The organism is Kitasatospora sp. NPDC024654 (assembly GCF_055559155.1).
In genome coordinates this window covers 73,061-98,976 of record NZ_JBVHLF010000005.1, presented here as the reverse complement: position 1 = coordinate 98,976, position 25,916 = coordinate 73,061, and the positions used below count along the sequence as shown (strand labels likewise).

Annotated in this window: 23 protein-coding genes and 3 tRNA genes; 17 read left to right on the top strand and 9 right to left on the bottom strand. The window is 71.5% G+C overall.

What is annotated here, in order from left to right:
- Positions 1–3 precede the first annotated feature (3 nt).
- The 8 genes from gyrB to ACZ38L_RS04805 all read left to right on the top strand — a co-directional run bounded on the left by gyrB (position 4) and on the right by ACZ38L_RS04805 (position 8,713).
- Positions 4–2,046, top strand: a complete 2,043-nt coding sequence (gene gyrB / locus ACZ38L_RS04840; RefSeq protein WP_465689264.1) for a DNA topoisomerase (ATP-hydrolyzing) subunit B — start codon at positions 4–6, stop codon at positions 2,044–2,046.
- Positions 2,047–2,096: 50 nt separating this feature from the next.
- Positions 2,097–4,733, top strand: a complete 2,637-nt coding sequence (gyrA, locus tag ACZ38L_RS04835; protein WP_465689262.1) for a DNA gyrase subunit A — start codon at positions 2,097–2,099, stop codon at positions 4,731–4,733.
- A gap of 140 nt (positions 4,734–4,873) precedes the next feature.
- A complete protein-coding gene (locus ACZ38L_RS04830) occupies positions 4,874–5,575 on the top strand; it encodes a DUF3566 domain-containing protein (protein ID WP_465689260.1) in 702 nt (233 codons plus the stop codon).
- A gap of 275 nt (positions 5,576–5,850) precedes the next feature.
- Complete coding sequence (locus ACZ38L_RS04825) at positions 5,851–7,215, top strand: class I SAM-dependent methyltransferase (RefSeq protein WP_465689258.1); 1,365 nt, start codon at positions 5,851–5,853, stop codon at positions 7,213–7,215.
- A 61-nt stretch (positions 7,216–7,276) separates the two neighbouring features.
- Positions 7,277–7,350 (top strand) — tRNA-Ile (locus ACZ38L_RS04820).
- Between the two features lie 65 nt (positions 7,351–7,415).
- Complete coding sequence (locus ACZ38L_RS04815) at positions 7,416–8,165, top strand: protein phosphatase 2C domain-containing protein (protein WP_465689256.1); 750 nt, start codon at positions 7,416–7,418, stop codon at positions 8,163–8,165.
- Positions 8,166–8,377: 212 nt separating this feature from the next.
- Entirely contained in the window at positions 8,378–8,506 is a 129-nt protein-coding gene (locus ACZ38L_RS04810) for a DLW-39 family protein (RefSeq protein WP_211786189.1), read from the top strand.
- A 134-nt stretch (positions 8,507–8,640) separates the two neighbouring features.
- Positions 8,641–8,713: transfer RNA gene (locus ACZ38L_RS04805), tRNA-Ala, on the top strand.
- A gap of 128 nt (positions 8,714–8,841) precedes the next feature.
- On the opposite strand, the gene ACZ38L_RS04800 is transcribed toward ACZ38L_RS04805, so the two are convergent.
- Positions 8,842–9,636 carry a DUF5324 family protein gene (locus ACZ38L_RS04800; protein WP_465689254.1) on the bottom strand — a complete coding sequence of 265 codons (795 nt, stop codon included), beginning with the start codon at positions 9,634–9,636 and terminating at the stop codon, positions 8,842–8,844.
- 180 nt (positions 9,637–9,816) lie between these two features.
- On the opposite strand from ACZ38L_RS04800, the gene ACZ38L_RS04795 reads away from it, so the two are divergent.
- Both ACZ38L_RS04795 and ACZ38L_RS04790 read left to right on the top strand, forming a co-directional pair.
- Positions 9,817–10,341, top strand: coding sequence for a peptidylprolyl isomerase (locus tag ACZ38L_RS04795; protein ID WP_396556825.1), 525 nt, complete (start codon positions 9,817–9,819; stop codon positions 10,339–10,341).
- A gap of 99 nt (positions 10,342–10,440) precedes the next feature.
- Positions 10,441–11,388 (top strand): rhomboid family intramembrane serine protease, encoded by a 948-nt coding sequence (locus ACZ38L_RS04790; RefSeq protein WP_465689252.1) that lies wholly within the window; start codon positions 10,441–10,443, stop codon positions 11,386–11,388.
- A gap of 274 nt (positions 11,389–11,662) precedes the next feature.
- On the opposite strand, the gene crgA is transcribed toward ACZ38L_RS04790, so the two are convergent.
- Positions 11,663–11,917, bottom strand: coding sequence for a cell division protein CrgA (gene crgA, locus ACZ38L_RS04785; protein WP_465689250.1), 255 nt, complete (start codon positions 11,915–11,917; stop codon positions 11,663–11,665).
- A 153-nt stretch (positions 11,918–12,070) separates the two neighbouring features.
- Here crgA and ACZ38L_RS04780 point away from each other — a divergent pair, with 153 nt between their 5' ends.
- The 5 genes from ACZ38L_RS04780 to ACZ38L_RS04760 all read left to right on the top strand — a co-directional run bounded on the left by ACZ38L_RS04780 (position 12,071) and on the right by ACZ38L_RS04760 (position 15,664).
- Positions 12,071–12,853 carry a DUF881 domain-containing protein gene (locus ACZ38L_RS04780; protein WP_465689248.1) on the top strand — a complete coding sequence of 261 codons (783 nt, stop codon included), beginning with the start codon at positions 12,071–12,073 and terminating at the stop codon, positions 12,851–12,853.
- Between the two features lie 109 nt (positions 12,854–12,962).
- Positions 12,963–13,133, top strand: coding sequence for a hypothetical protein (locus tag ACZ38L_RS04775; RefSeq protein WP_465689246.1), 171 nt, complete (start codon positions 12,963–12,965; stop codon positions 13,131–13,133).
- A gap of 53 nt (positions 13,134–13,186) precedes the next feature.
- Positions 13,187–13,849: an aminodeoxychorismate/anthranilate synthase component II gene (locus ACZ38L_RS04770; RefSeq protein ID WP_465689244.1), complete on the top strand. Its 663-nt coding sequence runs from the start codon at positions 13,187–13,189 to the stop codon at positions 13,847–13,849.
- A gap of 4 nt (positions 13,850–13,853) precedes the next feature.
- Positions 13,854–14,882: a class E sortase gene (locus tag ACZ38L_RS04765; protein WP_396556834.1), complete on the top strand. Its 1,029-nt coding sequence runs from the start codon at positions 13,854–13,856 to the stop codon at positions 14,880–14,882.
- A gap of 44 nt (positions 14,883–14,926) precedes the next feature.
- Complete coding sequence (locus tag ACZ38L_RS04760; protein ID WP_465689242.1) at positions 14,927–15,664, top strand: class E sortase; 738 nt, start codon at positions 14,927–14,929, stop codon at positions 15,662–15,664.
- A 73-nt stretch (positions 15,665–15,737) separates the two neighbouring features.
- Here ACZ38L_RS04760 and pknB read toward each other — a convergent pair whose 3' ends face one another.
- The 6 genes from pknB to ACZ38L_RS04730 all read right to left on the bottom strand — a co-directional run bounded on the left by pknB (position 15,738) and on the right by ACZ38L_RS04730 (position 24,333).
- The gene (gene pknB / locus ACZ38L_RS04755; protein ID WP_465689240.1) at positions 15,738–17,852 is read right to left on the bottom strand and encodes a Stk1 family PASTA domain-containing Ser/Thr kinase; all 2,115 of its coding nucleotides are present in this window, start codon (positions 17,850–17,852) and stop codon (positions 15,738–15,740) included.
- Positions 17,853–18,135: 283 nt separating this feature from the next.
- Positions 18,136–19,593: a peptidoglycan D,D-transpeptidase FtsI family protein gene (locus ACZ38L_RS04750; protein WP_465689238.1), complete on the bottom strand. Its 1,458-nt coding sequence runs from the start codon at positions 19,591–19,593 to the stop codon at positions 18,136–18,138.
- Between the two features lie 68 nt (positions 19,594–19,661).
- Positions 19,662–21,065, bottom strand: coding sequence for an FtsW/RodA/SpoVE family cell cycle protein (locus ACZ38L_RS04745; RefSeq protein WP_465689236.1), 1,404 nt, complete (start codon positions 21,063–21,065; stop codon positions 19,662–19,664).
- Between the two features lie 8 nt (positions 21,066–21,073).
- Positions 21,074–22,801 carry a PP2C family protein-serine/threonine phosphatase gene (locus tag ACZ38L_RS04740; RefSeq protein WP_465689234.1) on the bottom strand — a complete coding sequence of 576 codons (1,728 nt, stop codon included), beginning with the start codon at positions 22,799–22,801 and terminating at the stop codon, positions 21,074–21,076.
- Between the two features lie 98 nt (positions 22,802–22,899).
- Complete coding sequence (locus tag ACZ38L_RS04735) at positions 22,900–23,448, bottom strand: FHA domain-containing protein FhaB/FipA (protein ID WP_465689232.1); 549 nt, start codon at positions 23,446–23,448, stop codon at positions 22,900–22,902.
- A 12-nt stretch (positions 23,449–23,460) separates the two neighbouring features.
- A complete protein-coding gene (locus ACZ38L_RS04730) occupies positions 23,461–24,333 on the bottom strand; it encodes an FhaA domain-containing protein (protein WP_396556842.1) in 873 nt (290 codons plus the stop codon).
- A 438-nt stretch (positions 24,334–24,771) separates the two neighbouring features.
- Between ACZ38L_RS04730 and ACZ38L_RS04725 the strand changes: the two genes are divergently transcribed.
- Positions 24,772–24,858: transfer RNA gene (locus ACZ38L_RS04725), tRNA-Leu, on the top strand.
- A gap of 122 nt (positions 24,859–24,980) precedes the next feature.
- Here ACZ38L_RS04725 and ACZ38L_RS04720 read toward each other — a convergent pair.
- On the bottom strand, positions 24,981–25,175 hold the full coding sequence (locus ACZ38L_RS04720; RefSeq protein ID WP_396556843.1) for a hypothetical protein: 195 nt from the start codon (positions 25,173–25,175) through the stop codon (positions 24,981–24,983).
- Positions 25,176–25,245: 70 nt separating this feature from the next.
- On the opposite strand from ACZ38L_RS04720, the gene ACZ38L_RS04715 reads away from it, so the two are divergent.
- Positions 25,246–25,899, top strand: coding sequence for an MOSC domain-containing protein (locus ACZ38L_RS04715; protein WP_465689229.1), 654 nt, complete (start codon positions 25,246–25,248; stop codon positions 25,897–25,899).
- Positions 25,900–25,916 lie beyond the last annotated feature (17 nt).

Genomic DNA, 25,916 nt, shown 5'->3' with positions numbered 1-25,916 from the left:
CCCGTGCTGTGCCAGAGAGGGCGCTTCGTGGCCGATTCCGGCGAATCCAGCCAGTCCCCAGTCCCCACCGACCCGGCCACCGGGTCCTCCGCCACGGACCGCACGGCGTACGACGCCAGCGCGATCCAGGTGCTGGAGGGCCTCGACGCGGTCCGCAAGCGCCCCGGCATGTACATCGGTTCCACCGGGGAGCGCGGCCTGCACCACCTGGTCCAGGAGGTGGTGGACAACTCCGTCGACGAGGCCATGGCCGGGCACGCCGACACCATCGAGGTGACGATCCTGGCCGACGGCGGGGTGCGGGTGGTCGACAACGGCCGCGGCATCCCGGTCGGCATCGTCCCGGGCCAGGAGAAGCCGGCCGTCGAGGTCGTGCTGACCGTGCTGCACGCGGGCGGCAAGTTCGGCGGCGGCGGCTACGCGGTCTCCGGCGGTCTGCACGGCGTCGGCGTCTCGGTCGTCAACGCGCTCTCCACCAAGCTCGCGATCGAGATCCACACCGACGGCCACCGCTGGACCCAGGACTACAAGCTGGGCGCCCCGACCGCGCCGCTGGTCAAGCACGAGGCCACCGACCGCACCGGCACCAGCGTCACCTTCTGGGCCGACCCGGACATCTTCGAGACCACCGTCTACTCGTTCGAGACGCTCTCCCGGCGCTTCCAGGAGATGGCCTTCCTCAACAAGGGCCTGACCATCTCGCTGATCGACGAGCGCCCCGAGCACACCGACGACGAGGGCAAGCCGCTGTCGGTGACCTACCACTACGAGGGCGGCATCGCCGACTTCGTGAAGCACCTCAACTCCCGCAAGGGCGAGCCGGTGCACCCCTCGGTGATCGACTTCGAGGCCGAGGACAAGGACAAGACGATCTCGGTGGAGATCGCGATGCAGTGGAACGCCTCGTACACCGAGGGGGTCTACAGCTTCGCGAACACCATCCACACGCACGGCGGCGGTACCCACGAGGAGGGGTTCCGGGCGGCGCTGACCGGCCTGGTGAACCGCTACGCGCGGGAGAAGAAGCTGCTCCGCGAGAAGGACGAGAACCTCTCCGGTGAGGACATCCGCGAGGGCCTGACCGCGATCATCTCGGTCAAGCTCGGTGAGCCGCAGTTCGAGGGCCAGACCAAGGACAAGCTGGGCAACACCGAGGCGAAGACCTTCGTCCAGAAGGTCGTCCACGAGCACCTGAACGACTGGCTGGACCGCAACCCGAACGAGGCCGCGGACATCATCCGCAAGTCCATCACGGCCGCCACGGCCCGGATGGCGGCCCGCAAGGCGCGCGACCTGACCCGGCGCAAGGGCCTGCTGGAGAGCGCCTCGCTGCCCGGCAAGCTGAGCGACTGCCAGTCCAAGGACCCGGCCGAGTGCGAGATCTTCATCGTCGAGGGTGACTCCGCCGGTGGCTCGGCCAAGCAGGGCCGCGACCCGCGCACCCAGGCCATCCTGCCGATCCGCGGCAAGATCCTGAACGTCGAGAAGGCCCGGATCGACAAGGTGCTGCAGAACACCGAGGTCCAGGCGCTGATCTCGGCCTTCGGCTGCGGCATCCAGGAGGACTACGACGAGGCCAAGCTGCGCTATCACAAGATCGTGCTGATGGCGGACGCCGACGTCGACGGGCAGCACATCCGGACCCTGCTGCTGACCCTGCTGTTCCGCTTCATGCGCCCGCTGGTCGAGGCCGGCTACGTCTACCTGGCGATGCCGCCGCTGTACAAGATCAAGTGGGGCAAGGACGACTTCGAGTACGTCTACTCCGACCGCGAGCGCGACGCCGTGATCGAGGCGGGCGTGTCGGCCGGGCGCCGGCTGCCGAAGGAGGACGCGATCCAGCGCTTCAAGGGTCTGGGCGAGATGAACGCCGAGGAGCTCCGGGTCACCACCATGGACCAGGCGCACCGACTGCTGCTCCAGGTGACCCTGGAGGACGCCGCCCGGGCGGACGACCTCTTCTCGGTCCTGATGGGCGAGGACGTCGAGGCCCGCCGCTCGTTCATCCAGCGCAACGCCAAGGACGTCCGCTTCCTGGACGTGTGACGCAGAGTCACTCATCGGTCCAGTCACGCGTGAAAGGAAACTGACCACCAGTGGTCGACGACAACCGTCCCGACGGCGACGAGCAGCCGGAGAGCAGCCCCGTCCTCCTCGAAGGACAGACCGCGCTGCGGATCGAGCCGATCGAGCTCGAGACCGAGATGCAGCGCTCCTACCTCGACTACGCGATGAGCGTGATCGTCAGCCGGGCCCTGCCGGAGGTCCGCGACGGCCTCAAGCCGGTGCACCGCCGGGTGCTGTACGCGATGTACGACGGCGGGTACCGGCCCGAGAAGGGCTACTACAAGTGCGCCCGCGTGGTCGGCGACGTGATGGGCAACTACCACCCGCACGGCGACACCTCGATCTACGACACCGTGGTCCGGCTGGCCCAGCCGTGGTCGCTGCGGATGCCGCTGGTCGACGGCAACGGCAACTTCGGCTCGCCGGGCAACGACCCGGCCGCGGCCATGCGCTACACCGAGTGCAAGATGATGCCGCTGGCCATGGAGATGATGCGGGACATCGACGAGGAGACCGTCGATTTCGCCGCCAACTACGACGGCCGCTCGCAGGAGCCGACGGTGCTGCCGTCGCGCATCCCCAACCTGCTGATCAACGGCGCCACCGGCATCGCGGTCGGGATGGCCACCAACATCCCGCCGCACAACCTGCGCGAGGTCGCCTCGGGCGCGCTGTGGGCGCTGGAGCACCCGGACGCCTCCAACGAGGAGCTGCTGGAGGCCCTGGTCGAGCGGATCAAGGGCCCTGACTTCCCGACCGGCGCGCTGATCGTCGGCCGCCGCGGCATCGAGGACGCCTACCGGACCGGCCGCGGCTCGATCACCATGCGCGCGGTGGTGGAGGTCGAGGAGATCCAGGGCCGGCAGTGCCTGGTGATCACCGAGCTGCCGTACCAGGTGAACCCGGACAACCTGGCGCTGAAGATCGCCGACCTGGTGAAGGACGGCCGGATCGCGGGCATCGCGGACGTCCGGGACGAGTCCTCCTCGCGGACCGGCCAGCGCCTGGTGATCGTGCTCAAGCGCGACGCGGTCGCCAAGGTGGTGCTGAACAACCTCTACAAGCACACCGATCTGCAGACCAACTTCGGCGCCAACATGCTGGCGCTGGTGGACGGCGTGCCGCGGACGCTCTCGCTCGACGCGTTCATCCGGCACTGGGTCAACCACCAGGTCGACGTGATCGTCCGGCGCACCCGGTTCCGGCTGCGCAAGGCCGAGGAGCGGGCGCACATCCTGCGCGCGCTGCTCAAGGCGCTGGACATGATCGACGAGGTCATCGCGCTGATCCGGGCCTCGGAGTCGGCGGACGCCGCGCGCACCGGCCTGATGAACCTGCTCACCATCGACGAGCTGCAGGCCAACGCGATCCTGGAGATGCAGCTGCGTCGCCTGGCCGCCCTGGAGCGGCAGCGGATCACGGACGAGCACGACGAGCTGCAGCGCAAGATCGACGAGTACAACGCGATCCTGGCCTCGCCGGCCCGCCAGCGGCAGATCATCTCCGAGGAGCTGACCGCGATCGTCGAGAAGTACGGCGACGAGCGGCGCTCCACGCTGATCCCCTCGGACGGCGACCTGTCGATCGAGGACCTGATCGCGGAGGAGGACATCGTCGTCACGATCACCCGTGGCGGCTACGTCAAGCGGACCCGGTCCGACCTCTACCGCTCGCAGAAGCGCGGCGGCAAGGGCGTGCGCGGTGCGCAGCTGAAGCAGGACGACATCGTCGACCACTTCTTCGTGACCACCACCCACAACTGGATCCTGTTCTTCACCAACAAGGGCCGGGTCTACCGGGCCAAGGGCTACGAGCTGCCGGACGCCGGTCGGGACGCCCGCGGCCAGCACGTGGCCAACCTGCTCGCGTTCCAGCCCGAGGAGCACATCACCCAGGTGATGGCGATCCGCACCTACGAGGACAAGCCCTACCTGGTGCTCGCCACTCGTGAGGGTTTGGTTAAAAAGTCCCCCCTCAAGGACTACGACTCGCCGCGCTCCGGCGGCCTGATCGCGATCAACCTGCGGACCGACGAGAACGGTCGGGACGACGAGCTGATCGGTGCCGAGCTGGTCTCGGCGGAGGACGATCTGCTGCTGGTTTCCCGTAAGGCGCAGTCGATTCGCTTCACCGCGACGGACGAGGCGCTGCGGCCGATGAGCCGGGCCACCTCCGGGGTCAAGGGCATGGCGTTCCGTGAAGACGACGAGTTGTTGTCGATGAACGTGGTCCGTCCGGGCACGTTCGTCTTCACCGCGACCGACGGCGGGTATGCCAAGCGCACCTCGGTGGACGAGTACCGTGTCCAGGGTCGTGGTGGTTTCGGCACCAAGGCGGCGAAGATCGTCGAGGGCCGTGGCTCTCTGGTCGGGGCGCTGGTGGTCGAGGAGACCGACGAGATCATGGCGATCACCCTGTCGGGTGGGGTGATCCGGACCAGGGTTTCCGGTGTCCGTGAAACCGGACGTGACACGATGGGCGTCCAACTGATCAACCTCGGAAAGCGCGACGCGGTGGTGGGCATGGCCCGCAACGCGGAGGCGGAGGACGAGGAGACCACGGAGGATGTCGCGCAGGACGCTTCGCCGGACCAGGACGGTCCGGGCGGGGTCGGTCCGGTGGACGAGGGCGGCCAGGCGCCGTCGGACGACGCCGGTCAGGTCTGACGAGGCGTCCGGTAGCGGGTGCCCCGCCCTCGGGCGGGGCCTGGGTCGGCCCGGTCCCGGGGATTTCGGCCCGATGCTGGACACTGGAGTGACGACCAGGGCGCAGAGCGCGGCCCTGGCGGGGAACTGGGAGGACCAGGGTGAGTGGGACCACGGGTGCCGCGGGAGGTGCCGCACCGGGCGGTGTGCCGTACGGGGGTGCGCCCCAGCCGCCGGCCGAGAAGCCCGCGGCGTCCACCTCGCTGATGTCCGCGGTGGGTTCGGGCGGCGGCTTCGGCGGCACCCCGGCACCGGGACAGCCGGCGGGTGGCAGCGGCTACTCGACGCCGACCACGTACACCAAGGGCCAGCCGACGCCCACGCCCGCCCGGGGCACCCGGACGGGTGCGGGCCAGGGCGGCGCGGCCCGGCGGCCCGGGGCGGGCCCGACGGTCCCCGGCCCGGCGGCCGGCGGTGCCGGGCTGGCGGGGCGGACCCGCAAGGCCCGGCTGCGGCTGCTCCGGGCCGACCCGTGGTCGGTGATGAAGGTCAGCTTCCTGCTGTCGGTGGCCATCGGTGTGATCATCATCGTGGCGGCCGCGGTGCTGTGGATGACGCTGGACGCGCTCGGCGTCTTCGCCTCGCTCGGCAAGACGCTGAAGGAGATCACCGGCTCTGACACCAGCGGTGGCGTCAACCTGATGGACTACATCGGGTTCGGTCAGGTGCTCGGCTACACCTCGCTGCTCGCGGTGATCGACGTGGTGCTGATGACCGCGCTGTGCACCCTGGCCTCGTTCATCTACAACGCGGCCGCCGGCTTCAGCGGCGGCATCGAGCTGACCCTGGCCGAAGAGGAGTGAGTCACGCCGGTCCGGCTGCCGGACCGGCCGTGCACTGACGGAACCTCACGTAGTAGTGCCGTTCCGGGTTGTTCGTGGAATCGACGGGCCCCACCGAGTGTTTGATCGGTGGGGCCCGTCGGCATTCGGGTGACCGGCGTGGGGCGACGGCGTGCCGCCGGGCGCCACGCGGTGGTTGCGGATTGGCTGGGCGGGTTTGAACGGCTACCGGTAGGACACGCGGGGCAGCATCCGTGGGGAGGGCTGTCCGCTCGGTCGCTTGGAGGTTTCGCGCCATGGCTCAGATCGCTCAGCAGCTGGTCGGATCGCTGGAGGGGCTGCTCGGTACGCACCTGCCCTTCCGGCTCCGCGCCTGGGACGGCAGCACGGCCGGCCGGCCCGGCCAACCGCTGCTCGTGCTGCGCAACCGGCGGGCGCTGCGCCGGCTGCTCTGGGCGCCCGGGGAGCTGGGGCTGGCCCGGGCGTACGTCGCGGGCGATCTGGAGCCGGGCCCGGGTGAGGACCTCTACCAGGTGCTGGCCGAGGTGGCGCACTTCGTGGAGCGTCCGGAGCTGCGCGGCCTGCACCTGGGCCTGTCGGACCTGAGCGGCCCCGCCGGGCGCCGGGTGCTGGCCGCCCTGCTGCGGGCCGGCGCGTTGGGCCCGCAGCCCGCGCTGCCGCCGGAGGAGGCCCGGCCGACCGGCCGGGTGCACAGCCGCAGCCGCGACCGGGCCGCGATCAGCCACCACTACGACGTCGGCAACGACTTCTACCGCCTGGTGCTGGGCCCCACGATGGTCTACAGCTGTGGGTACTGGACGCCGGAGGGCAAGAACCTGGAGGACGCCCAGCGGGCCAAGCTGGACCTGATCTGCCGCAAGCTCGGCCTGCGGCCGGGGATGCGGCTGCTGGACGTCGGCTGCGGCTGGGGCTCGCTGGTGCTGCACGCGGCCGAGCACTACGGCGTGACGGCGGTCGGGGTGAGCATCTCCGAGGAGCAGGTGGCGCTGGCCAGGGCACGGGTGGCCGAGGCGGGCCTGGACGACCGGGTGGAGATCCGGCTGCAGGACTACCGGGAGGTCGCCGACGGCCCGTACGACGCGATCTCCAGCGTGGGGATGGCCGAGCACGTCGGCAGCGAGCAGTACCGCGTCTACGCCACCGGCCTGTACGGCCTGCTGGCCCCGGGCGGGCGGCTGCTCAACCACCAGATCGCCCGTCGCCCCAGCCGGCCCGGCGAGCCCTACGTGACCAGCTCCTTCATCTCCCGGTACGTCTTCCCGGACGGCGAGCTGGCCCCGGTCGGCAGCACGGTCTCGCTGCTGGAGGAGGCGGGCTTCGAGGTGCGGGACGTCGAGTCGCTGCGGGAGCACTACGCGCTGACCCTGCGGGGCTGGGTGGCCAACCTGGAGGCGTCCTGGACGGAGGCGGTCCGGCTGGTGGGCCTGGGCCGGGCCCGGGTCTGGCGGCTGTACATGACGGCCTCGGCGCTGGCCTTCGAGGAGAACCGGATCGGCATCAACCAGGTGCTGGCGGTGCGCACCGGGCCCCGCGGTGTCAGCGGTCTGCCGGCCACCCGCGAGCAGTGGCTGGCCCGCCACGCGAGCGCTCCGGCCCCCCTGAAGTCGCCTGAGCTGCGGGTCGCGATCCAGGGGAGCTGAGCGCCTCGGGATACGGATTTGGGAGATCGGCCGTCGGTCCGCTAATCTTTCAGTGCGGCAAGGGCCTATAGCTCAGACGGTTAGAGCGCTTCCCTGATAAGGAAGAGGCCACAGGTTCAAGTCCTGTTAGGCCCACCTGCGGAGACGCCCCGGATGGTTCACCATCCGGGGCGTTTCGTCTTTCCGGGGGAGGAGTACGGGTGCTGATCAGTTCGGCCAGCGAGCCGGCGCCGGGCGGGCCCGCCAACGAGGACGTCGTGCTGGTGGGCGCGGGCTTCGTGGTGGTGCTGGACGGGGCGACGGCCCCGGCCGGGGTGCCGACCGGGTGCGTGCACGACGTGGCGTGGCTGGCCGGGCGGCTCGGGGAGCGGCTGGCGGCGGTGCTGACCGAGCGGCCGGGGCTGGAGCTGCGGGAGGTGCTGCGGACCGGGATCGAGCGCCTGTGCGCCCTGCACGAGGGCAGCTGCGACCTGGCGAACCCGGACAGTCCGTCGGCCACGGTGGCGATGGTGCGGTTGCACGACGGGCGGCTGGACCACCTGGTGCTGGCCGACTCGCCGGTGCTGGTGCAGGGCCGGGACGGCGAGCCGGAGGTCACCCTGGACGACCGGGTGGAACGGCTGCCGGCCTACGACCTGGCCTCGGTGCGCCGGCTCCGCAACGCCCCCGGCGGGTTCTGGGTGGCCAGTACCCGCCCGGAGGCCGCCGACCGGGCACTGACCGGCTCGCACCCGGTGGAGCGGGTCGAACGCTTCGCGGTGCTCACCGACGGCGTGTCGCGGCTGGTCGAACGGTACGGCTGGTCCTGGCGGCGGCTGCTCGACACACTGGACGCCGAGGGCCCGGAGCGGGTCGTCCGGGCGGTCCGGACCGAGGAACAGGCCGATCCGCCGGGCCGGTACCGCGGCAAGCGGCACGACGACGCCACGGTGGCCTTCGGGCGTCCGTGAGGCGTGCCGGACGGGGGACCGGAGCCGGGCCGTCAATCCGTCGGCGGAGTCGGCCGGTTGGGGGACCGAGTGCCGGTCTCGAACAGGACACGGGTGTGTATCATCGGCCGCATGGCGGTTTGCCCGTTCGACCGCCGGTTCGTACTTGTACATTCCAGGACTCGCAGTCCCGCTGTTGAGCCCGCCATTGCTGAGAAGGACGAGGTCCCGCGGTGAAGAAGCTCCTCCTGGTCGCCCTGGTCGCCCTCGGCGGCTTCTTTGTCTACCGTCAGGTGCAGGCCGACCGTGCCGAGCAGGACCTGTGGACCGAGGCCACCGACCCGATCCCGGCCGGCCGCTGACGTTCGAGTGCGACGGCGGGAGGCCCGTTGGGCCCCCCGTCCGCTCGTTCCGCGCGGGGAGTTCCGACTCCTCGCGTCGGACACTCCGACGGACCCGGTACGCTGTTCTCTGGCGTCGCCCAAGGTGCCGTCACGGGGCTTTAGCTCAGTTGGTAGAGCGCTGCCTTTGCAAGGCAGATGTCAGGAGTTCGAGTCTCCTAAGCTCCACATGGCAAGGCCGTCGGCCAGCCCGGATCACCGGGCCGGCCGACGGTCTTCTCCGTCTCCGGCGGCCCTTTCCGCCACGGTGGCCCTTTCCGTGTCCGACGGCGTCGCGCCTCCCGTGGCCCGGCTCACTACGGCTTGGGACGGTCCTGGCTGTCCGGGCCGGGGGAGTTCTCCTCGCCGTCGGGCGGGACGGACCCGTTGAGGCTGGTGGTGCCGCTGGCGGTCGCGCCGCCGAACTCCTCGCTCGCCGGGTGGACCCGGTTCGGCGGGCCCTGCACCTCCGGCGGCTCCACCAGCCACTCCGGCTCGGCCTGCCGGCGCCACCACTGCCACATGAGCACGCCGCCGCCGACCGCGACCGTGCCGGCGATCGCCAGCCCGGCGGCCAGGCCGTGGCGGCGGCTCTTCCTGGCGTTCTTGGCGGCCAGCTTGTCGATCTCGGCCGCGGTGACGTGGCCGTGCAGGGCGCTGAGCGCGGCGGCGCCGCGCAGCTGGGCCTCCTGGAGCACCGGGCCGGCGACGGCCCGGGCGTCGTCCACCGCGCCGCTGATCCGCGGGACGGTGGCGGCGGTGACCCGGTCGGCGGAGTGCTTGGCGGCCAGGGCGGCCTCCTGGGCCCGGTGGACCGCCCGCAGGGTGTTCTGCTGGGCCTTGGGCGGCAGGGCGGCGAAAGCCTGCCCGACGTGCGGCGCGACGTGCTTGGTGTAGCCGGTCCGGGCGGACTGGGCGGCCTGCAGGGTGCCGGCCCGGGCCTGGCCCCCGGCGGCCTGCAGGCCGGGGCCGAGCGCGTCGAGCGCCGGGCCGAGCCGCTGGCGTGCCTCGCCCGCGTAGTGCACGGCGGTGCCCCTGGCCTGCGCGGCGTACGGGGCCAGGGTGTCCATGGTCCGGCCGGCCGTCTGACGTGCGGTGTCCAAGCGAGTCACGAGGTCCTCCTCCTGGGTGGGCATCTTTTAGGCACATATCCACCTGGTTAGAGATCATGCATCCTGATTTGTCCGGTCGCATGACGGGCTGAGCCGTCCGCGCCCGGGTGCTCCCCGGCGACGGCGGGGGCGACGTGGGATGATGCCTGGGTCAGTGATCCAGACAGGAAGGCACCTCTCGTGGCCGAGAAGCTTCTCGCGACCCTGAAGACCAACCACGGCGACATCGTGATCGAGCTCTTCCCGAACCACGCCCCGAAGACGGTGGCGAACTTCGTGGAGCTGGCTCAGGGCGAGCGTGAGTGGGTCGACCCGAACACCGGTCAGAAGACCACCGCGCGCCTGTACGACGGCACCGTCTTCCACCGCGTGATCAGCGGCTTCATGATCCAGGGCGGCGACCCGCTGGGCAACGGCACCGGTGGCCCGGGCTACAAGTTCGCCGACGAGTTCCACCCGGAGCTGGCCTTCACCGAGCCCTACCTGCTCGCCATGGCCAACGCCGGCCCGGGCACCAACGGCTCGCAGTTCTTCGTCACGGTCGCCCCGACCACCTGGCTGACCGGCAAGCACACCATCTTCGGCAAGGTCGTGGACGAGGCCGGCAAGAAGGTCGTGGACGAGATCGCCGGCGTGAAGACCGGTCGCAATGACCGTCCGGCCCAGGACGTCGTGATCGAGTCGGTCGAGATCACCCGCGGCTGACGCTGCCGACGCCAGTCCGGCGGCAGTAGCCTGGTCGGTCCCGGTGGTCCTCCGTACGCGGAGCCGCCACCGGGATCCGTCATGAGGAGGAGACCCCGGATGGTCCAGGACGAGCCCGGCCGGCCCGACACCGGCGCGCTGCCGGTGGAGCCGGCGATCGCCGCCGCCCGGCCGGCCGGCGGCGTGCCGGCGCAGCCGACCGCGCTGCCGGGCTGCTACCGGCACCCGGAGCGGGAGACCGGGATCTCCTGCTCCCGCTGCGGGCGGCCGATCTGCCCGCAGTGCATGGTCAACGCCTCGGTCGGGTTCCACTGCCCCTCGTGCGTGCGGGGGGAGTCGGGCGGCCCGGCCCGGCCGGCCACCACCCGGTTCGGCGGGCGGCCGGTGCGGGACGGCGCGCTGGTCACCAAGGTCCTGATCGGGATCAACCTGGCGGTCTTCGTGTTGGCCGCCTACCTGGACAAGTCCCTGCAGCAGAGCCTCTCGCTGTACAGCGTCGGCCCGCAGCTCAACGGCCACGCGTACGGCGTCGCGGCCGGCCCGGACCAGTGGTACCGGCTGCTCACCGCGACCTTCCTGCACGTGGCGCCCTGGCACATCGGCTCCAACATGCTGGCGCTCTGGTGGATGGGTCCGACCGTCGAGCGGGTGCTCGGGCGGCTGCGCTACCTGGCGCTGTACCTGGTCTCCGGGCTGGCCGGCAGCGCACTGGCCTTCCTGGTGGCCGGCGACTTCATGAACTCGCTGGGCGCCTCGGGGGCGATCTTCGGCATCTTCGGTGCGACCGTGGTGCTGTTCCGGGCGGCCCGGCAGCCGCTCGGGCCGGTGGTCGCGCTGATCGTCTTCAACCTGGTGATCACCTTCTCGGTGCCCGGGATCGACTGGCGGGCCCACGTCGGCGGGCTGGTGGCCGGCTACCTGACCGCGTTGGGGATGGTGCACGCCCCGCGGGAGCGGCGGACCCTGGTGCAGGCCGGCACGGTGGCGCTGATGCTGGCCGTGGTGCTGGGGATGGTGCTGGTGGAGTGGGCGCGGCTCGGCAGTTGAGCCGCGCGCGCCGGGCCGTCCGCGCCCAGTTGTCCACAATCCGCCCGAGTTGACGAACCGCCAGTGGGACGCGCGTAGACCCAACGGCCTTCACGGTGTGGTATCCACTGCTACCCGTTAGTTATCCACAGGCCGAGTTGACTTTTCCCCACTGTGGATAACTGTGTGGATAAGCACACTGTCGTACCTTGCGGACCGCCCGTGGGTGGACAGGACGACGCACCGCCCCGCCGATCCCCGGCGGGGCGGTGCCGGTCAGGCGCTCAGTGAGCGGCTACTTCCACTGGGTGGAGACGCCGAACCCGGCCGCGATGAAGCCGAAGCCGACCAGGATGTTCCAGTTGCCCCAGGACTGGACCGGCCAGCTGCCGCTGGTCACGTAATAGGTGACGATCCAGACCAGCCCGATCAGGAAGAGCGCGAGCATCACCGGCGCCACCCAGGTGCGACCCGAACTGATCTTGACGGAGGTCGCCGCCGTGGGCGGCGGGGTGTAGTCGGACTTCTTGCGGAGTCGAGACTTCGGCACGAGGGGCTCTCCTGTCGATGCGCTGTGAGACCGCGCAGGGGTGCAGCGGGGCGGGGCGGCTGTGGAAACCGGTTCGTACGAATCGTGCTCCGCACATGCCACCGGCGTCCGTTAGCGTAGTGGCTCGCCGGGTCGGAAGGAGATAAGGGTACGGTGCGGAATTCCTCGATTTCCGGGGAGACTCCCCCGAACCGGGGCCCTGAGCACCGACCCGCCGCCCGATTTGCCGGACATGCCCTAACATACGGGGTTTTCGGGCTGGCAGGCCTGCTGTTCTACCTGAGCGCCCACTCGGCCCACGGCACCGATCTGCGCACCGACAACGCGCTGCTGCAACTCAGTGACGTGATGCGGCAGCGCAGCGACCAGAACCAGCAGACCCAGGCGGAGCTCGCCGCGCTACGGCAGCGCGCCGGGCGGCTGGCCGGGCGGCGGGACGGCGACCCGGCGGACACCGCCAAGCTCGCCGCGTTGCAGCAGGCGGCCGGCCTGGACCCGCTGCGGGGCCCCGGGCTGACCGTCACCCTCGACGACGCCCCGCCCGACGCCACCGCCCGGATCCCCGGCGTCCCCGAGCCCGGGGTGAACGACCTGGTGATCCACCAGCAGGACGTCCAGGCCGTGGTCAACGCGCTGTGGCGGGGCGGCGCGACCGGCGTACAGGTGATGGACCAGCGGCTGATCGCCACCAGCGCGGTCCGCTGCGTCGGCAACACCCTGCTGTTGCAGGGCCGGGTCTACTCCCCGCCCTACGTGATCCGCGCGGTCGGCCGGCCCGGCGACCTCAGGTCCTCGATCGACGCCGACCGGGCGATCCGGAACTACCTGGAGTACGTCACCGCGTACGGCCTGGGCTGGAAGGTGCAGGAGAGCGCCGGGATGATCCTCCCCGGCTACACCGGCGGCACCGACCTGCGCGAGGCGGTGGGCCGGTGAGCCCGCTAGCACGACCCGGCCCCGGTTGACGGGAGATCGGCCGCAGCAGCCGTCGAGCACAGGAACGAGGTCTACTCTGGTCCCCACTGCCCATCTCTCAGGGAGCCTCATGTACAGCTGGATCTGGCGCCACCTGCCGGGGAACACCCTGGTGCGCGCGATCATCTCGCTGCTGTTGATCCTCGGGGCGGTCTACCTGCTGTTCCAGTACGTGTTCCCCTGGGCGGAACCGTTGCTCCCCTTCAACAACGTCACTGTGGACAACAGCGGACCCGGCTGAGCCCGACCGCGCCCGACCGTTCCCGCACCCGTACCTGACCGGAGTTAGCGCGCATGACCCCGCCTGTCACCGCTCCGCGGATCCTCGTGGTGGACAACTACGACAGCTTCGTCTTCAACCTGGTCCAGTACCTCTACCAGCTGGGTGCGACCTGCCAGGTCGTTCGCAACGACGAGGTGACGGTGGAGGAGGCGGTGCGCCGTTCCGGCGACACCGGATACGACGGAGTGCTGCTCTCCCCCGGCCCGGGTGCGCCCGAGGAGGCCGGGGTCTGCATCGAGATGGTCCGTCACTGCGCGGCCACCGGGCTGCCGCTGTTCGGGGTCTGCCTGGGCCTGCAGTCCATCGCGGTCGCCTACGGCGCGGTGGTCGACCGGGCGCCCGAGCTGCTGCACGGCAAGACCTCGCTGGTCGACCACGAGGACGGCGGCGTCTTCGCCGGTCTGCCCTCGCCGATGACCGCCACCCGCTACCACTCGCTGGCCGTCGAGCCGGCCACCGTGCCGGCCGAGCTGGTGGTCACCGCGCGCACCGGGAGCGGCGTCATCATGGGCCTGCGGCACCGGGACCTGCCGGTCGAGGGCGTGCAGTTCCATCCCGAGTCGGTGCTCACCGAGGGGGGGCACCGGATGCTCGCCAACTGGCTGGCGGAGTGCGGCGATCCAGGGGCGGTCGGCCGCTCGGCCGGACTCGCCCCGGTGATCGGCCGGGGCTGAGGTCGTGACCGCGGTGCGCCCGGAGGGGCGCCAGGACGCCTACGGCTCCGGAGAGTACGCCGAGCCCACTCCGTACCAGCCCGCTCCCGGCTACGGGCAGCGGCCGGCCGAGCCGGATGGCTGGGGCGTGTACGACGCCGCCGGTGACCGGCCCGGGCAGGGCGAGTACCCGTGGCTGGCCGACCAGACCCTGCAGCTGCGGGCCATCAAGGACGCGCCGGCGGGGGCCGGACCGGTCGACGGTGGCCGCGCCGAGCGCCGCCGGGCCGCCCAGGGCCGGACCTCGCTGCGCTCCGGCAACGGCCGGCGGCGGGCCGCCGGGCGGCTGCCCGCGCCGCCGCGGCCCAAGGAGTCCAAGGGCACCATCGCGGCCCGGGTGCTCGGCGAGCTGTTCATCACCCTCGGCCTGGTGATGCTGCTCTTCGTCTCCTACCAGCTCTGGTGGACCAACGTGCAGGCCGACGCCGCGTCGAACAGCGCCCGTTCCAAGCTGGAGCAGCAGTTCAACGCGCCGCCGACGCCCGGTCAGCCCACCAACGCCCCGACGGCGTTCGCGCCGGGCCAGGGCTTCGCGATCATCCACATCCCCAAGATCGGCCTGACCGACCCGATCGCCGAGGGCACCGACACCACGAAGGTCCTCAACAAGGGCCTGGTGGGCCACTACGTCGGCACCGCGCTGCCCTCCGACCCGACCGGCAACTTCGCGGTCGCCGGGCACCGGACCACGCACGGCCAGCCCTTCCGCAAGCTCGCCGAGCTGGGGCCGGGGGACCTGATCGTGGTGGAGACCGCCACCACCTACTACACCTACCAGGTGGAGGGCGGGATCCCGGAGACGCCGCCGACCAACGTCTCGGTGCTGCAGCCGATCCCCAAGGGGTCGCCGTTCACCCAGCCCGGTCAGTACATCACCATGACCACCTGTACGCCGGAGTTCAGTTCCCGGGGAAGGCTCATCGTCTTTGGCAAGATGATCGCTCAGCAACCGAGGAGCCAGGGGCAGCCTCCGGCGCTGACCTCCTCCTCGTAGGGCCCGGGGGCGGTGCCCCCGGCCACAGCACGAGGCGGGGCACTGTGACGGAGCAGCCGGAGTCGAGCGTGGCCCGTCGGCGCCCGGGTGCCCTGGCGCTCGGCGTGCTCGGCGAGCTGCTGATCACCGCCGGGCTGGTGCTGGCGCTCTTCGTCGGCTACTCGCTCTGGTGGACCGACCTGGTGGCCGACGCCCGGGCCGAGCGGGCCGCCGACCGGCTGCGGCGGGCCTGGGCGGCCCCGGCCGCCGCTCCACCCGGCCCAGCAGCCCCGGCGTCGACGTACCGGCCCGGCGCGGACGGGATCGGGTTCCTGCACGTCCCCGCGATGGGCCGGGACTACTCGGTGCTGATCCGGCTGGGCACCGGCCCCGAGGTGCTCGACGAGGGCGTGGCCGGCGTCTACCAGGAGCCGTACCGCGCGGCGATGCCCTGGGACGCCAGCGGCAACTTCGCACTGGCCGCGCACCGGGACGGGCACGGCGCGAAGTTCCACGACCTGGACGAGGTCGGCAGGGGTGCCGCCGTGGTGGTGGAGACCCGGGACCACTGGTACGTCTACCGGGTGGACGGCACGCTGCCGCAGGCCTCGAAGTTCGACACCGGGATCATCGCGCCGGTCCCGGAGGGCTCCGGCTACCCCGGGCCGGGCCGCTACATCACCCTGACGACCTGCACGCCGGTCTACAGTTCGCGCTTCCGGATGGCGGTCTGGGGCAGCCTGGTCCGGGTCGACCCGGTGGACGCCCGGCGCACCCCGCCACCGGAGCTGCGTACCTCCTGAGCGGCCGGGAACGCCGAGGGGCCGTGGACCCGGCTCAGGTTCCCGGTGGTCCACGGCCCCTCGCGAGGCTCAGCTAGTCGCCGCTGCCCCATGATGACGTCGACCCGTTCCAGGGCCCGCCGATGGCGCCACCGATGGGCCCTTTGCCGGACGGCGTCGCCCCCGGCCCGGGCTGGGTGGTGAGCTGGATGACCGTGCCGGGCGGCTCCGGGGTGCCGGAGGGCGGGTTGCTGGCCGTCACGATCGCGTTGTCGTCCTGCGGGCCGCTGGTCACGCTGGGCGTCAGGTGCAGCGCGCTGAGCGCGGCGAAGGCGTCCTTGTAGGTCTTGCCCACCACGATCGGCACGTTGACGTTGGCCGGGGCCGCGTAGATGGTCAGCGTGATGGTGGCACCCTTGGCGGCCTTGGCGCCGGCCGCCGGGTTCTGGGTGGCGACCTGGCCGACCGTGGTCGGGTCAGTGGCCGGGGTGGTGGCCGTGGAGTTCACCGTGAAGCCCTGGCCCTGCAGGGTCTGGGTCGCCGCGGCGGTGGTCTGGCCGACCACGTTCTGCACGGTGATCTGGCCCGAGCCCTGCGAGAGCACCACGGTGACCGGCTGGGTCGGGTCGGCCTGGGTGCCGCCGGCCGGGGTCTGCGAGATCACCGAGTCCTGCGGGACGGTGTCGCTGTTCTGGTAGGTGACCGTGCCGAGCTGGAAGCCGGCCGCGGTCAGCGCCTGGGTCGCGGCGTCCCGGGACTTGCCGGTGACGTCCGGCACGGCGGCCTGCGACGGGCCGCTGTTGAGCTGCACGGTGATCGTGCCGTTGCCCGGCAGCTGGGCGCCGGCCGCCGGGCTCTGCTGGCAGACCTGGTTCTGGCCCGCGTTGGTGCAGGTGGTCCCGGGGCCCTGGACGACCTTGAGCGAGGAGCTGACCGCCTGGGCGGCGGTGGTCGCGTCGGTCAGGCTCTTGCCGACCAGGTTCGGCGCGGTGACCTGGCTGCTGGCGCTGCCGCTGCCGGCGCTGTGGCCCTTGAACATCACCGAGGCGACGAAGAACGAGCCGACCAGGATCAGCACCGCGGCGATCGCGAGCAGGATCCACGAGGTGTTGCTCTTCTTCGACTGCTCCTCGCGCCGCCGCCCGCTGCGGCCGCCGTCCTGGCCGCCGTAGCCGTCGTCCGGCTGGTAGCCACCCTGGTGGTAGCCCTGGTTCGGGCCGCCGACCGTGCCGAGCATGGTGGTCGGCGCGGAGCCGCCCTGCTGCGGCATCACGCTGGTCTGGCCGTACGGGTCGCTCGGGTAGCCGTTCTGGTCGTAGCCGTAGCCGCCCATGCCGTACGCGGCGGCCTGCTGGGCGGCGGCGACCGGCAGCCCGTCGAGGAAGCGCTCGATGTCGTCGCGCATCTCGTCGGCGGACTGGTAGCGGTAGTCGCGCTCCTTGGCGAGCGCCTTCAGCACGATCGCGTCGACCTCGGGGCGCACCTCAGGGTCGTAGACGGACGGCGGCTGGGCCTCCTCGCGGACGTGCTGGTAGGCCACCGCGACCGGCGAGTCGCCGACGAACGGCGGGCGCACGGTGAGCAGCTCGTACAGCAGGCAGCCGGTGGAGTAGAGGTCGGAGCGGGCGTCCACGGTCTCGCCCTTGGCCTGCTCCGGGGAGAGGTACTGGGCGGTGCCGATGACGGCCGAGGTCTGGGTCATCGTCATGCCGGCGTCGCCCATGGCGCGGGCGATGCCGAAGTCCATCACCTTGACGTTGCCCTGCCGGGTGAGCATCACGTTGGCGGGCTTGATGTCGCGGTGCACGATGCCGGCCCGGTGCGAGTACTCCAGCGCCTGCAGGATGCCGATGGTCATCTCCAGCGCGCGCTCGGGCAGTAGCCGGCGCCCGGAGTGCAGCAGCTCGCGCAGGGTGGAGCCCTCGACGTACTCCATCACGATGTAGGGGATGGAGATGCCGTCGATGTAGTCCTCGCCGGTGTCGTACACGGCGACGATGGCGGGGTGGTTCAGCGACGCCGCGGACTGAGCCTCGCGACGGAACCGGGCCTGGAACGACGGGTCCCGGGCCATGTCGGACCGGAGCGTCTTCACGGCGACGGAACGGCCGAGCCGGGTGTCATGGGCGAGGTACACCTCGGCCATGCCGCCGCGTCCGAGGACGCCGCCGAGCTCGTACCTGCCGCCGAGGCGACGAGGCTCTTCCATAGTTCCGACCCTCTCCCTCACCGGGCGGTGAGGATATGACGTAGATGTCCCCGCACGCTCTTGTGTGACGCTGCCCTCGTCACTCTGGTTCTCCGGGCCCGGGAGGACCGCAGAACGAAGCAGCGGGCACACCCGCTGCTGGCGGATACGCTACCGGTCGCGTGCCGGACAACTCGACACGCCCGCCAGCCGAGACCAGACCGGTATCCGAGCCTACGCGGCGGTCCGGCGTGATCGAACGGGATCCGCTGGGATCCCGGCCACACCACCGGCCGCCCGGGGACTACTTGTTGATCACCGCCTGCATGATCGACTTGGCGATCGGGGCGGCGATGGAACCGCCGCTGATCTCGTCCTTCTGGGCCGCGCCGTCCTCGACCACCACGGCGACCGCGACCGGGTAGTTGTTGCCGACCTTGGCGTAGGAGACGAACCAGGCGAACGGCAGGCCGCTGTTGTCCTGGCCGTGCTGGGCGGTGCCGGTCTTGCCGCCGACCTCCACGCCGTCGATCTGCGCCTTGGTGCCGGTGCCGCTCTGCACCACGGCGACCATCATCTGCTGCAGCTTCTGCGCGGTGGCCGGGCTGATCGCCTGGTCCATCTCCTTGGGGCTGGTCTTGGAGACGGTGGTGCCGGTGCCGGAGTCCTCCTCGTCCACCAGGTAGGGCTGCATCAGCTTGCCGTTGTTGGCGACGGCGGCGGCGACCATGGCCATCTGCAGCGGGGTGGCGGCGGTGTTGTGCTGGCCGATCGCGTCCATCGCGGTGCCGTCCGGCGAGGAGTTGTTCGGGAAGGTGCTGGCCACCGAGCGGATCGGGGTGTCCACCGTGTTGTTGAAGCCGAACTTGTCGGCCTGCGCGAGCAGCTTCTGCTCACCGAGTTCGGCGCCGATCTTGCCGTAGACGGTGTTGCAGGAGATCGCGAAGGCGTCGATGAGGGTGGCGTTGGCACACGGCTCGTCGGGGCTGTCGTTGTTCAGCTGGGTGTTGGTGCCGGGCAGGATGTACGTCTGTGGTGTGTCGGTCTGGTCCTGCGGGGTCTGGTACTTGCCGGTCTCGAACGCGGTCGCCGCCGTGACGATCTTGAAGGTCGAGCCGGGCGGGTAGGTCTCCCGCAGCGCCCGGTCGAGCATCGGGTTGTTCGGGTCCTTGAGCAGGCTGTTCCAGGCCTGGCCGTCCGCGGTGGAGTTGCCGGCGAAGCTGGACGGGTCGTAGGAGGGGGTGCTGACCAGGGCCAGGATCGCGCCGGTGGCCGGGTCGATGGCGACCGCGGCGCCCTTGCGGTTGCCGAGGCCGTCGAAGGCGGCCTGCTGCGCCTTCGGGTTGATCGTGGTGATGACGTTGCCGCCCTGCTTCTGCTTGCCGGTCAGCATGTCCAGGGTGTTGTGGAAGAACAGCCGGTCGTCGGTGCCGGCCAGGATGCCGTTCTCCAGGGACTCCAGGCCGCTGCTGCCGAAGCCCTGCGAGGAGTAGCCGGTGATCGGGGCGTACAGCGGGCCGTTGGTCCAGCTGGCCTTGTACTTGAACCGGTAGCCGTTGGTGAGGGTCGAGCCGGTGATCGGCTGGCCGGCCACCACGATGCTGCCGCGCGGGTAGGAGTACTGGTCGTACAGGTTCCGCTCGTTGTGCGGGTTGTCGGCGTACGAGTCGGCCTCGACGCCCTGTACCCAGTTCGCGCGCAGCAGCAGGGCCAGGATCAGCACCATGCAGAAGACGGAGACCCGCCTGATGGGCTTGTTCACGGGACGGCCCCCTCCTCGTTCCGACTGTGGCAGGTGATGCGGTGGGAGCCATTCAACCGCACGATCACTTATGCCCGGTCCGCCCGGGTCGGTTGCAGGGCCGGCCGGCGGGCGCTGTCACTGATCTTGAGCAGGATCGCCACCAGGATCCAGTTGGACACCACCGAGGAGCCGCCCTGGGCGAGGAAGGGCATGGTCATCCCGGTGAGCGGGATCAGCCCGGTGACCCCGCCGGCGACCACGAAGACCTGCAGGGCGAGGGCCGAGGCCAGCCCGCCGGCGAGCAGCTTGCCGAACGGGTCGCGGGCGGCCAGCGCGGTGCGCAGGCCGCGCTGCACCAGCAGCCCGTACAGCAGGAAGAGCGCCATCAGGCCGGTCACGCCCAGCTCCTCGCCGAAGGAGCCGAGGACGAAGTCGCTCTTGGCGGCGAAACCGATCAGCCAGGAGCGGCCCTGGCCGAGGCCGGCGCCGGTGACCCCGCCGGAGCCGAGGGCGAACAGCGCCTGGCCGATCTGCTCGGTCGTGCCGGCCGGCGGGTGCGGGCGGAACCCGGCCAGCGGGTCCAGCCAGGCGCGGATCCGGATCCGGACGTGGCCCTCGGTGCTGGCCACCAGCGCGCCGCCGCCGAGCGAGAGCAGCACGCCGAAGAGGATCCAGCTGGTCCGCTCGGTGGCGATGTAGAGCATCACCACGAAGAGGCCGAAGAAGAGGAAGGACATCCCGAGGTCGGTCTCGAAGACCAGGATCAGCACGCTGAGCAGCCAGACCACCAGGATCGGGCCGAGGTCGCGGCCGCGCGGGAGGTAGAGGCCCAGCACCCGGTGGCTGGCCAGGGCCAGCGCGTCCCGCTTGACCATCAGGTAGCCCGCGAAGAAGACCGCCAGCACGATCTTGGCGAGCTCGCCCGGCTGGATCGAGAAGTCGCCCAGGTGGATCCAGATCCGGGCGCCGTAGTCCGACCGGCGGGCGGGGAAGAAGGCCGGAGCGGCGAGCAGGGCCAGGGCGAGAGCCATCGAGACGTAGGTGTAGCGCTGGAGCATCCGGTGGTCCGGCAGCAACACGATGACGCCGAGCAGCAGGGCGACGCCGAGCGCGGACCAGAGCAGTTGGTCGGCGGCGGCCGGATGGTTGTCGCGCAGCACCGGGCCGAACTTGTCGAGCCGCCAGATCATCACCAGGCCGAGGCCGTTGAGCAGGGTGGCCAGCGGCAGCAGCAGCGGGTCGGCGTACGGCGCGCAGCGGCGGACCGCCAGGTGGGCGACGCCGGCCAGGCCGCCCAGGCCCAGGCCGTACGTCAGCATCCCGGCGGGCAGCCGGTGGTCGAGCGCCAGCCCGACGTTGGCGTACGCCAGGACCGGCACCAGCACCGCGAAGGCCAGCAGGCCCAGCTCGGTGTTGCGCCGATCGGGTGAGCCGCGCGGGCCCGGCTCGCCGGCCCGGCGGGTGCCGAGGGCGAGCTGGGGCGCGGCCACCGGGTGGCCTAGGAGGTCGTCGAGCAGTTGCCGGCCAGCTTCTGCTCGTCCTGGGTGAGGGCCGGCGCGGTGCTGCTGGGCGTCGGAGCCGGGGTGCTCTGGGCGGGTGGCTGCTGCTGTTGCGGGGTGGCCGACGGGCTGGCGGTCGGGGTGACCGGGGCGCCGGCCGCCTTCGGCTCGGCCTTGGGCGTGGTCTCGAACGAGGCGTTGGTCGCCCCGGCCGCGGGGGACGGGGCGCTCGCCGCGGTGCCGCTGCCGTCCGGCTTGGCGCCCTCGGAGATCTTCTGGCAGGCGCTGGCCTGGGTGGTGAGGTCCTGCACCCGCTGGTTGGCGGCGCCCAGGCTGTCGGCGCTGATGGTGTTCTTGAGCTGGTCCTGCTCGTAGGCGGGCAGGAACTTGAGTTCGACGTTCGGGTACTGCTGGTAGACCGAGGAGAGGCTGAGGCCGGCCAGGTTCTGGTTGAGACCGCGGTAGACGGCGACGTGGTCGCCGTTCTCGCCGATGTAGTACTGGTCCTGGGTCCAGTGCCAGCCGGCGTAGCTCGCGCCGCCGACCAGACCGAGCGCGACCACCATGATCGCCGAGCGGCGGAACCAGCGGCGCTTGGGCTTGGCCCGGGAGATCGGTTCCTCGGTGCGGCCCTCGGCCTCGTGCTCGGCTGCGCCCTCGGGCTCCTCGGCGGTCAGCTGGGCGGTGCCGTAGCCCTCCTGGGCGTAGCCGGGGTAGCCGTCGGCGTACCCGTCGGCGTGGTGGCCCCCGCCGTACGGCTCGCCGTAGCCCTCGGCCGGACCGAAGCCGCCCTGGGCCGGGTCGTAGCCGGGGTCGTAGCCGTCCTGGTAGCCGTCGGCGGGGCCGAAGGCACCCTGCGGGGCGGCGGGCCGACCGAGGCCGGCGGCTCGGCCGGCCGGGGTGTCCAGTACCTGGTTGTCGTGCGCCGTGCCGTGCGGGCCCTCGGCGACCGCGCCGACCACCATCGGGACGGCGCCGTACTGGCCCGACTGGGTGTCGGTCGGGCCGACGTCGATCACGTCGGCCACGATGCAGGTGATGTTGTCCGGGCCGCCGCCGCGCAGGGCGAGCTGGATCAGTTCCTGGACGGTCTGCTCGGGGGAGTAGAAGCTCCCCAGCGTCTCCTCCAGGGTCTGGTGGCTGACCGGGCCGGACAGGCCGTCGGAGCAGATCAGGTAGCGGTCGCCGGCCCGGACCTCACGGATCGACAGGTCCGGCTCGACCTGACCGCGGCCGTCCAGCGCCCGCATCAGCAGCGAGCGCTGCGGGTGGGTCTCGGCCTCCTCGGGAGTGATCCGGCCCTCGTCCACCAGCCGCTGCACCCAGGTGTGGTCCTGGGTGATCTGGCTGAGCGAGCCGTCCCGGAGCAGGTAGGCGCGGGAGTCGCCGACGTGCACCAGGCCCATCCGCTCGCCGGTCCACAGCAGCGCGGTCAGCGTGCAGCCCATGCCTTCGAGCTGCGGGTCCTGCTCCACCATCAGGCGCAGCCGGTCGTTGGCGGTCTGCACGGCGTCGTTCAGCAGGGTCAGCAGGTCGGCCCGGGGGTCGGCCTCGTCCAGCGTCATGATCGAGCTGAGGACCTCGGAGGAGGCGACCTCGCCGGCGGCGGCGCCGCCCATGCCGTCGGCCACCGCGAGCAGGCGCGGACCGGCGTACCCGGAGTCCTCGTTCCCCTCCCGGATCAGCCCCTTGTGGGATCCGGCGGCGAAACGCAGCACGAGGCTCATACGGTGCCTGCCCCCCTCTGGGCCTCGCGCACGGCAACGGCAGCGCCGGCGCTGCCCTCCGGGCTGGTCATGGACGGGGTGCTGTCCCTCATGCGCTACTACTTCCGCAGTTCGATGACGGTCCTGCCGATACGGATCGGCATGCCTGGCTGAAGCGGCATCGGCGCGGTGAGCCGCTGCCGGTCCAGATAGGTGCCGTTGGTGGAGCCTAGATCCTCCACGGTCCACTGCCCAGCCTGATCGGGGTAGATCCTGGCATGACGCGAGGAGGCGTAGTCGTCATCGAGCACGATGGTGGAGTCGTGGGCCCGGCCGAGCGTGATGGTCTGACCCTGCAGCGCGACGGTGGTGCCGGCCAGCGACCCCTCGACCACGACCAGCTGGGTCGGCGCGCCGCGGCGGGCGGCCCGGCCGCCCAACTGGTGGGTGCCGGTGTCGCGCGGGGACTGCTGCGGCCGGGACGGCGGCGCGGGCGTCGCGGCCGCGGCGGCCGGGCTGGCCGTGCCGCGGGCGGCCCGACGGCCGGAGCGTGCGGTGCCCTTGGCCCCGAACAGGTCGCTGCGGATCACCTGGACCGCGACGATGACGAACAGCCACAGCACGGCCAGGAATCCCAGCCGCATGACCGTCAGGGTCAACTCTGACACCGGTGCCCCGCCCTACCCTTCGACCTGTCGGTAGATGATCGTCGTGGAGCCCACGACGATCCGCGAGCCGTCGCGGAGCGTAGCGCGCTGGGTGTGCTGTCCGTCCACCACGATGCCGTTGGTCGACCCCAGGTCGAGCACCATGGCCGGGTTGCCGGGGCGGATCTCGGCGTGCTTGCGGGAGACGCCGGGATCGTCGATCCGGACGTCGGCCTCGGTGGAGCGGCCCAGTACGCAGGCGTTGCCGGTGATCTGGTGCCGGTTGCCGTTGACCTCGATCCAACGGCGGGTGCCCGCGCCGGTGCCGGAGCCCGGGAACGGGCGGACGTTGCCGCCGGCGCCGTTCGGCGGCGCGCTGGGCATCGCCGGGGGCATCGCGGGGGGCGCGCTGGGCGGGGTCGGCGCCCCCGCGTACGTCGGGGCGCTGCTCTGCTGCCACGGTGCGCCGGGCGCCTCGGGCGCCGGGCCGCGGCCGTAGCCGGCCGGCGGGGCCGCCGGCGGTTCGGGGGTCTCGCTGGCCAGGGTGCGGCTGCGCACCCGGTACAGGCCGGTGTCCAGGTCCTCGGCCCGCTCCAGGTTGACCTGGAGGGGGCCGAGGAAGCTGTAACGCTGTGCCTCCGCGTACTCCAGGACCATGCCCGAGAGCTCCTGGCCGAGCTGGCCGGCGTACGGGCTGAGGCGCTCGTAGTCGTGCGGGCTCAGCTCGACGATGAAGTCGTTGGGCACCACGGTGCGGTCGCGGTTCCAGATGGTGGCGTTGTTGTCGCACTCGCGCTGCAGCGCTCCGGCGATCTCCACGGGCTGGACCTCGGACTTGAACACCTTGGCGAAGGTGCCGTTCACGAGACCCTCGAGTCGCTGCTCGAACTTCTTCAGGACTCCCACGGGGCACCCCCTTCCAAGGGCTCTCTGCGCTCTGGCTCGGGCCCGAGTGGGCCGCGATTGCGGTACTTCCGTACTGATCGTATCCACGCAGAGGCCATCTGTACGGTTCCCCGTCCGCCTCGGCACCGGGCGTGGGCTTGCGCACACCCCTTCGGGCGGTGCGCCGCACGGGTCCCCGTGTACCCAGGTCGTACCCGGCTCACCCCTGCGGCATCCGGGCTCACCCGTCCGCCAGACCGTTCGAGTGGCGGCTGCCGGTGAGGTGTGCCGGCCGCGGTGAAGGACGGATTCGTAGGTGCCCCGTCGGGCGTGCTAATGTTTTCCATGTCGGAAGGGGCGCCCGAGAGGGAGCCGAAGCCGGAAGGCAGAATCAAGGACCGGGTCCAATCCGGTTGGGATTCGGTCGGACGATCGGTTAGCATCTACGACAACACCCATGCGCGGGTGGCGGAATAGGCAGACGCGCTGGATTCAGGTTCCAGTGCCCGAAAGGGCGTGGGGGTTCAACTCCCCCCTCGCGCACCACGGTCGCAAGACCGAACGAGGCCGGTTGGCTCGACGGAAGTCGAGCCAACCGGCCTCGTCGTTGTGCCGTCTGAGTCTTCCGGGGCGGTGTCTTCCCGGGCGATGGGGGCGCGCGCCGGTCATCAGCCGTCGCCGCTCTCCTCCTCCGGGGTGTGCGGGAGTTCGATCCCGTGCTTGGCCGCCATCCGCAGCAGGCCGGAGATCCGGCCCTGGTAGGCCTGGATGCCGTCCAGATCGCCGTCGGCGCGGGCCAGCGCCAGCGCCTCGCGGGCCTGGTCGAGCTGATCGCGCAGCTCCTCGTCGAACATCCCGGTCACCCGACCAGCATCACCGGGCCCGGAGGATTCTTCAACCGTGCCCGCGCGGGCGAACGGTAGCTTTGGGGCCATGAACGCGCTTCTCCGGTCGGTGAACATCGGCTCCGCCCTGCCCGTGGACTACGCCGACACCGGGGCCACCGGCATCGACAAGCGGCCCGTCGCCGGGCCCGTCGAGGTGGCCGAGCCGGCCGCGGGCAGCGGGCTGACGGGCGACGCGATCTGCGACGGCCGGCACCACGGCGGCCCGGACCAGGCGGTCTACGCCTACGCCTGGGAGGACCTGACCGGCTGGTCCCGGGAGCTGGGCCGCGACCTCGTGCCGGGCGTCTTCGGGGAGAACCTCACCACCGAGGGCCTGGACGTGAACGGCGCGCTGATCGGCGAGCGCTGGCGGGTCGGCGAGCGGCTGCTGCTGGAGGTCTCGGCGCCGCGGATCCCCTGCCGCACCTTCGCCGAGTGGCTGGGTGAGCGCGGCTGGGTGCGGCGGTTCACCGAGCGGGCGCTGCCCGGCGCGTACCTGCGGGTGATCGAACCCGGGGCGGTGCGCGCGGGCGACCCGGTGACGGTGGTGCACCGACCGGCCCACGGACTGGACGTGGCCACCACGTTCCGGGCGCTGACCGCGCGGCCGGAGCTGCTGCACCTGCTGCTGGACGTGCCGCAGCTGCCCGAGAAGGCGCGCGCGAAGGCGCGTCGGCGGGCCGAGGGCGTGCGGGCGTGACGGACCACGGGCGGTTC

Coding starts and splice junctions, on each gene's coding strand:
- ACZ38L_RS04825 (WP_465689258.1), top strand. CDS start 5,851: ATGGCTCAGATCGCTCAGCAGCTGGTCGGATCGCTGGAGGGGCTGCTC.
- ACZ38L_RS04790 (WP_465689252.1), top strand. CDS start 10,441: ATGGTCCAGGACGAGCCCGGCCGGCCCGACACCGGCGCGCTGCCGGTG.
- ACZ38L_RS04775 (WP_465689246.1), top strand. CDS start 12,963: ATGTACAGCTGGATCTGGCGCCACCTGCCGGGGAACACCCTGGTGCGC.
- ACZ38L_RS04770 (WP_465689244.1), top strand. CDS start 13,187: ATGACCCCGCCTGTCACCGCTCCGCGGATCCTCGTGGTGGACAACTAC.
- pknB (WP_465689240.1), bottom strand. CDS start 17,852: ATGGAAGAGCCTCGTCGCCTCGGCGGCAGGTACGAGCTCGGCGGCGTC.
- ACZ38L_RS04740 (WP_465689234.1), bottom strand. CDS start 22,801: ATGAGCCTCGTGCTGCGTTTCGCCGCCGGATCCCACAAGGGGCTGATC.
- ACZ38L_RS04715 (WP_465689229.1), top strand. CDS start 25,246: ATGAACGCGCTTCTCCGGTCGGTGAACATCGGCTCCGCCCTGCCCGTG.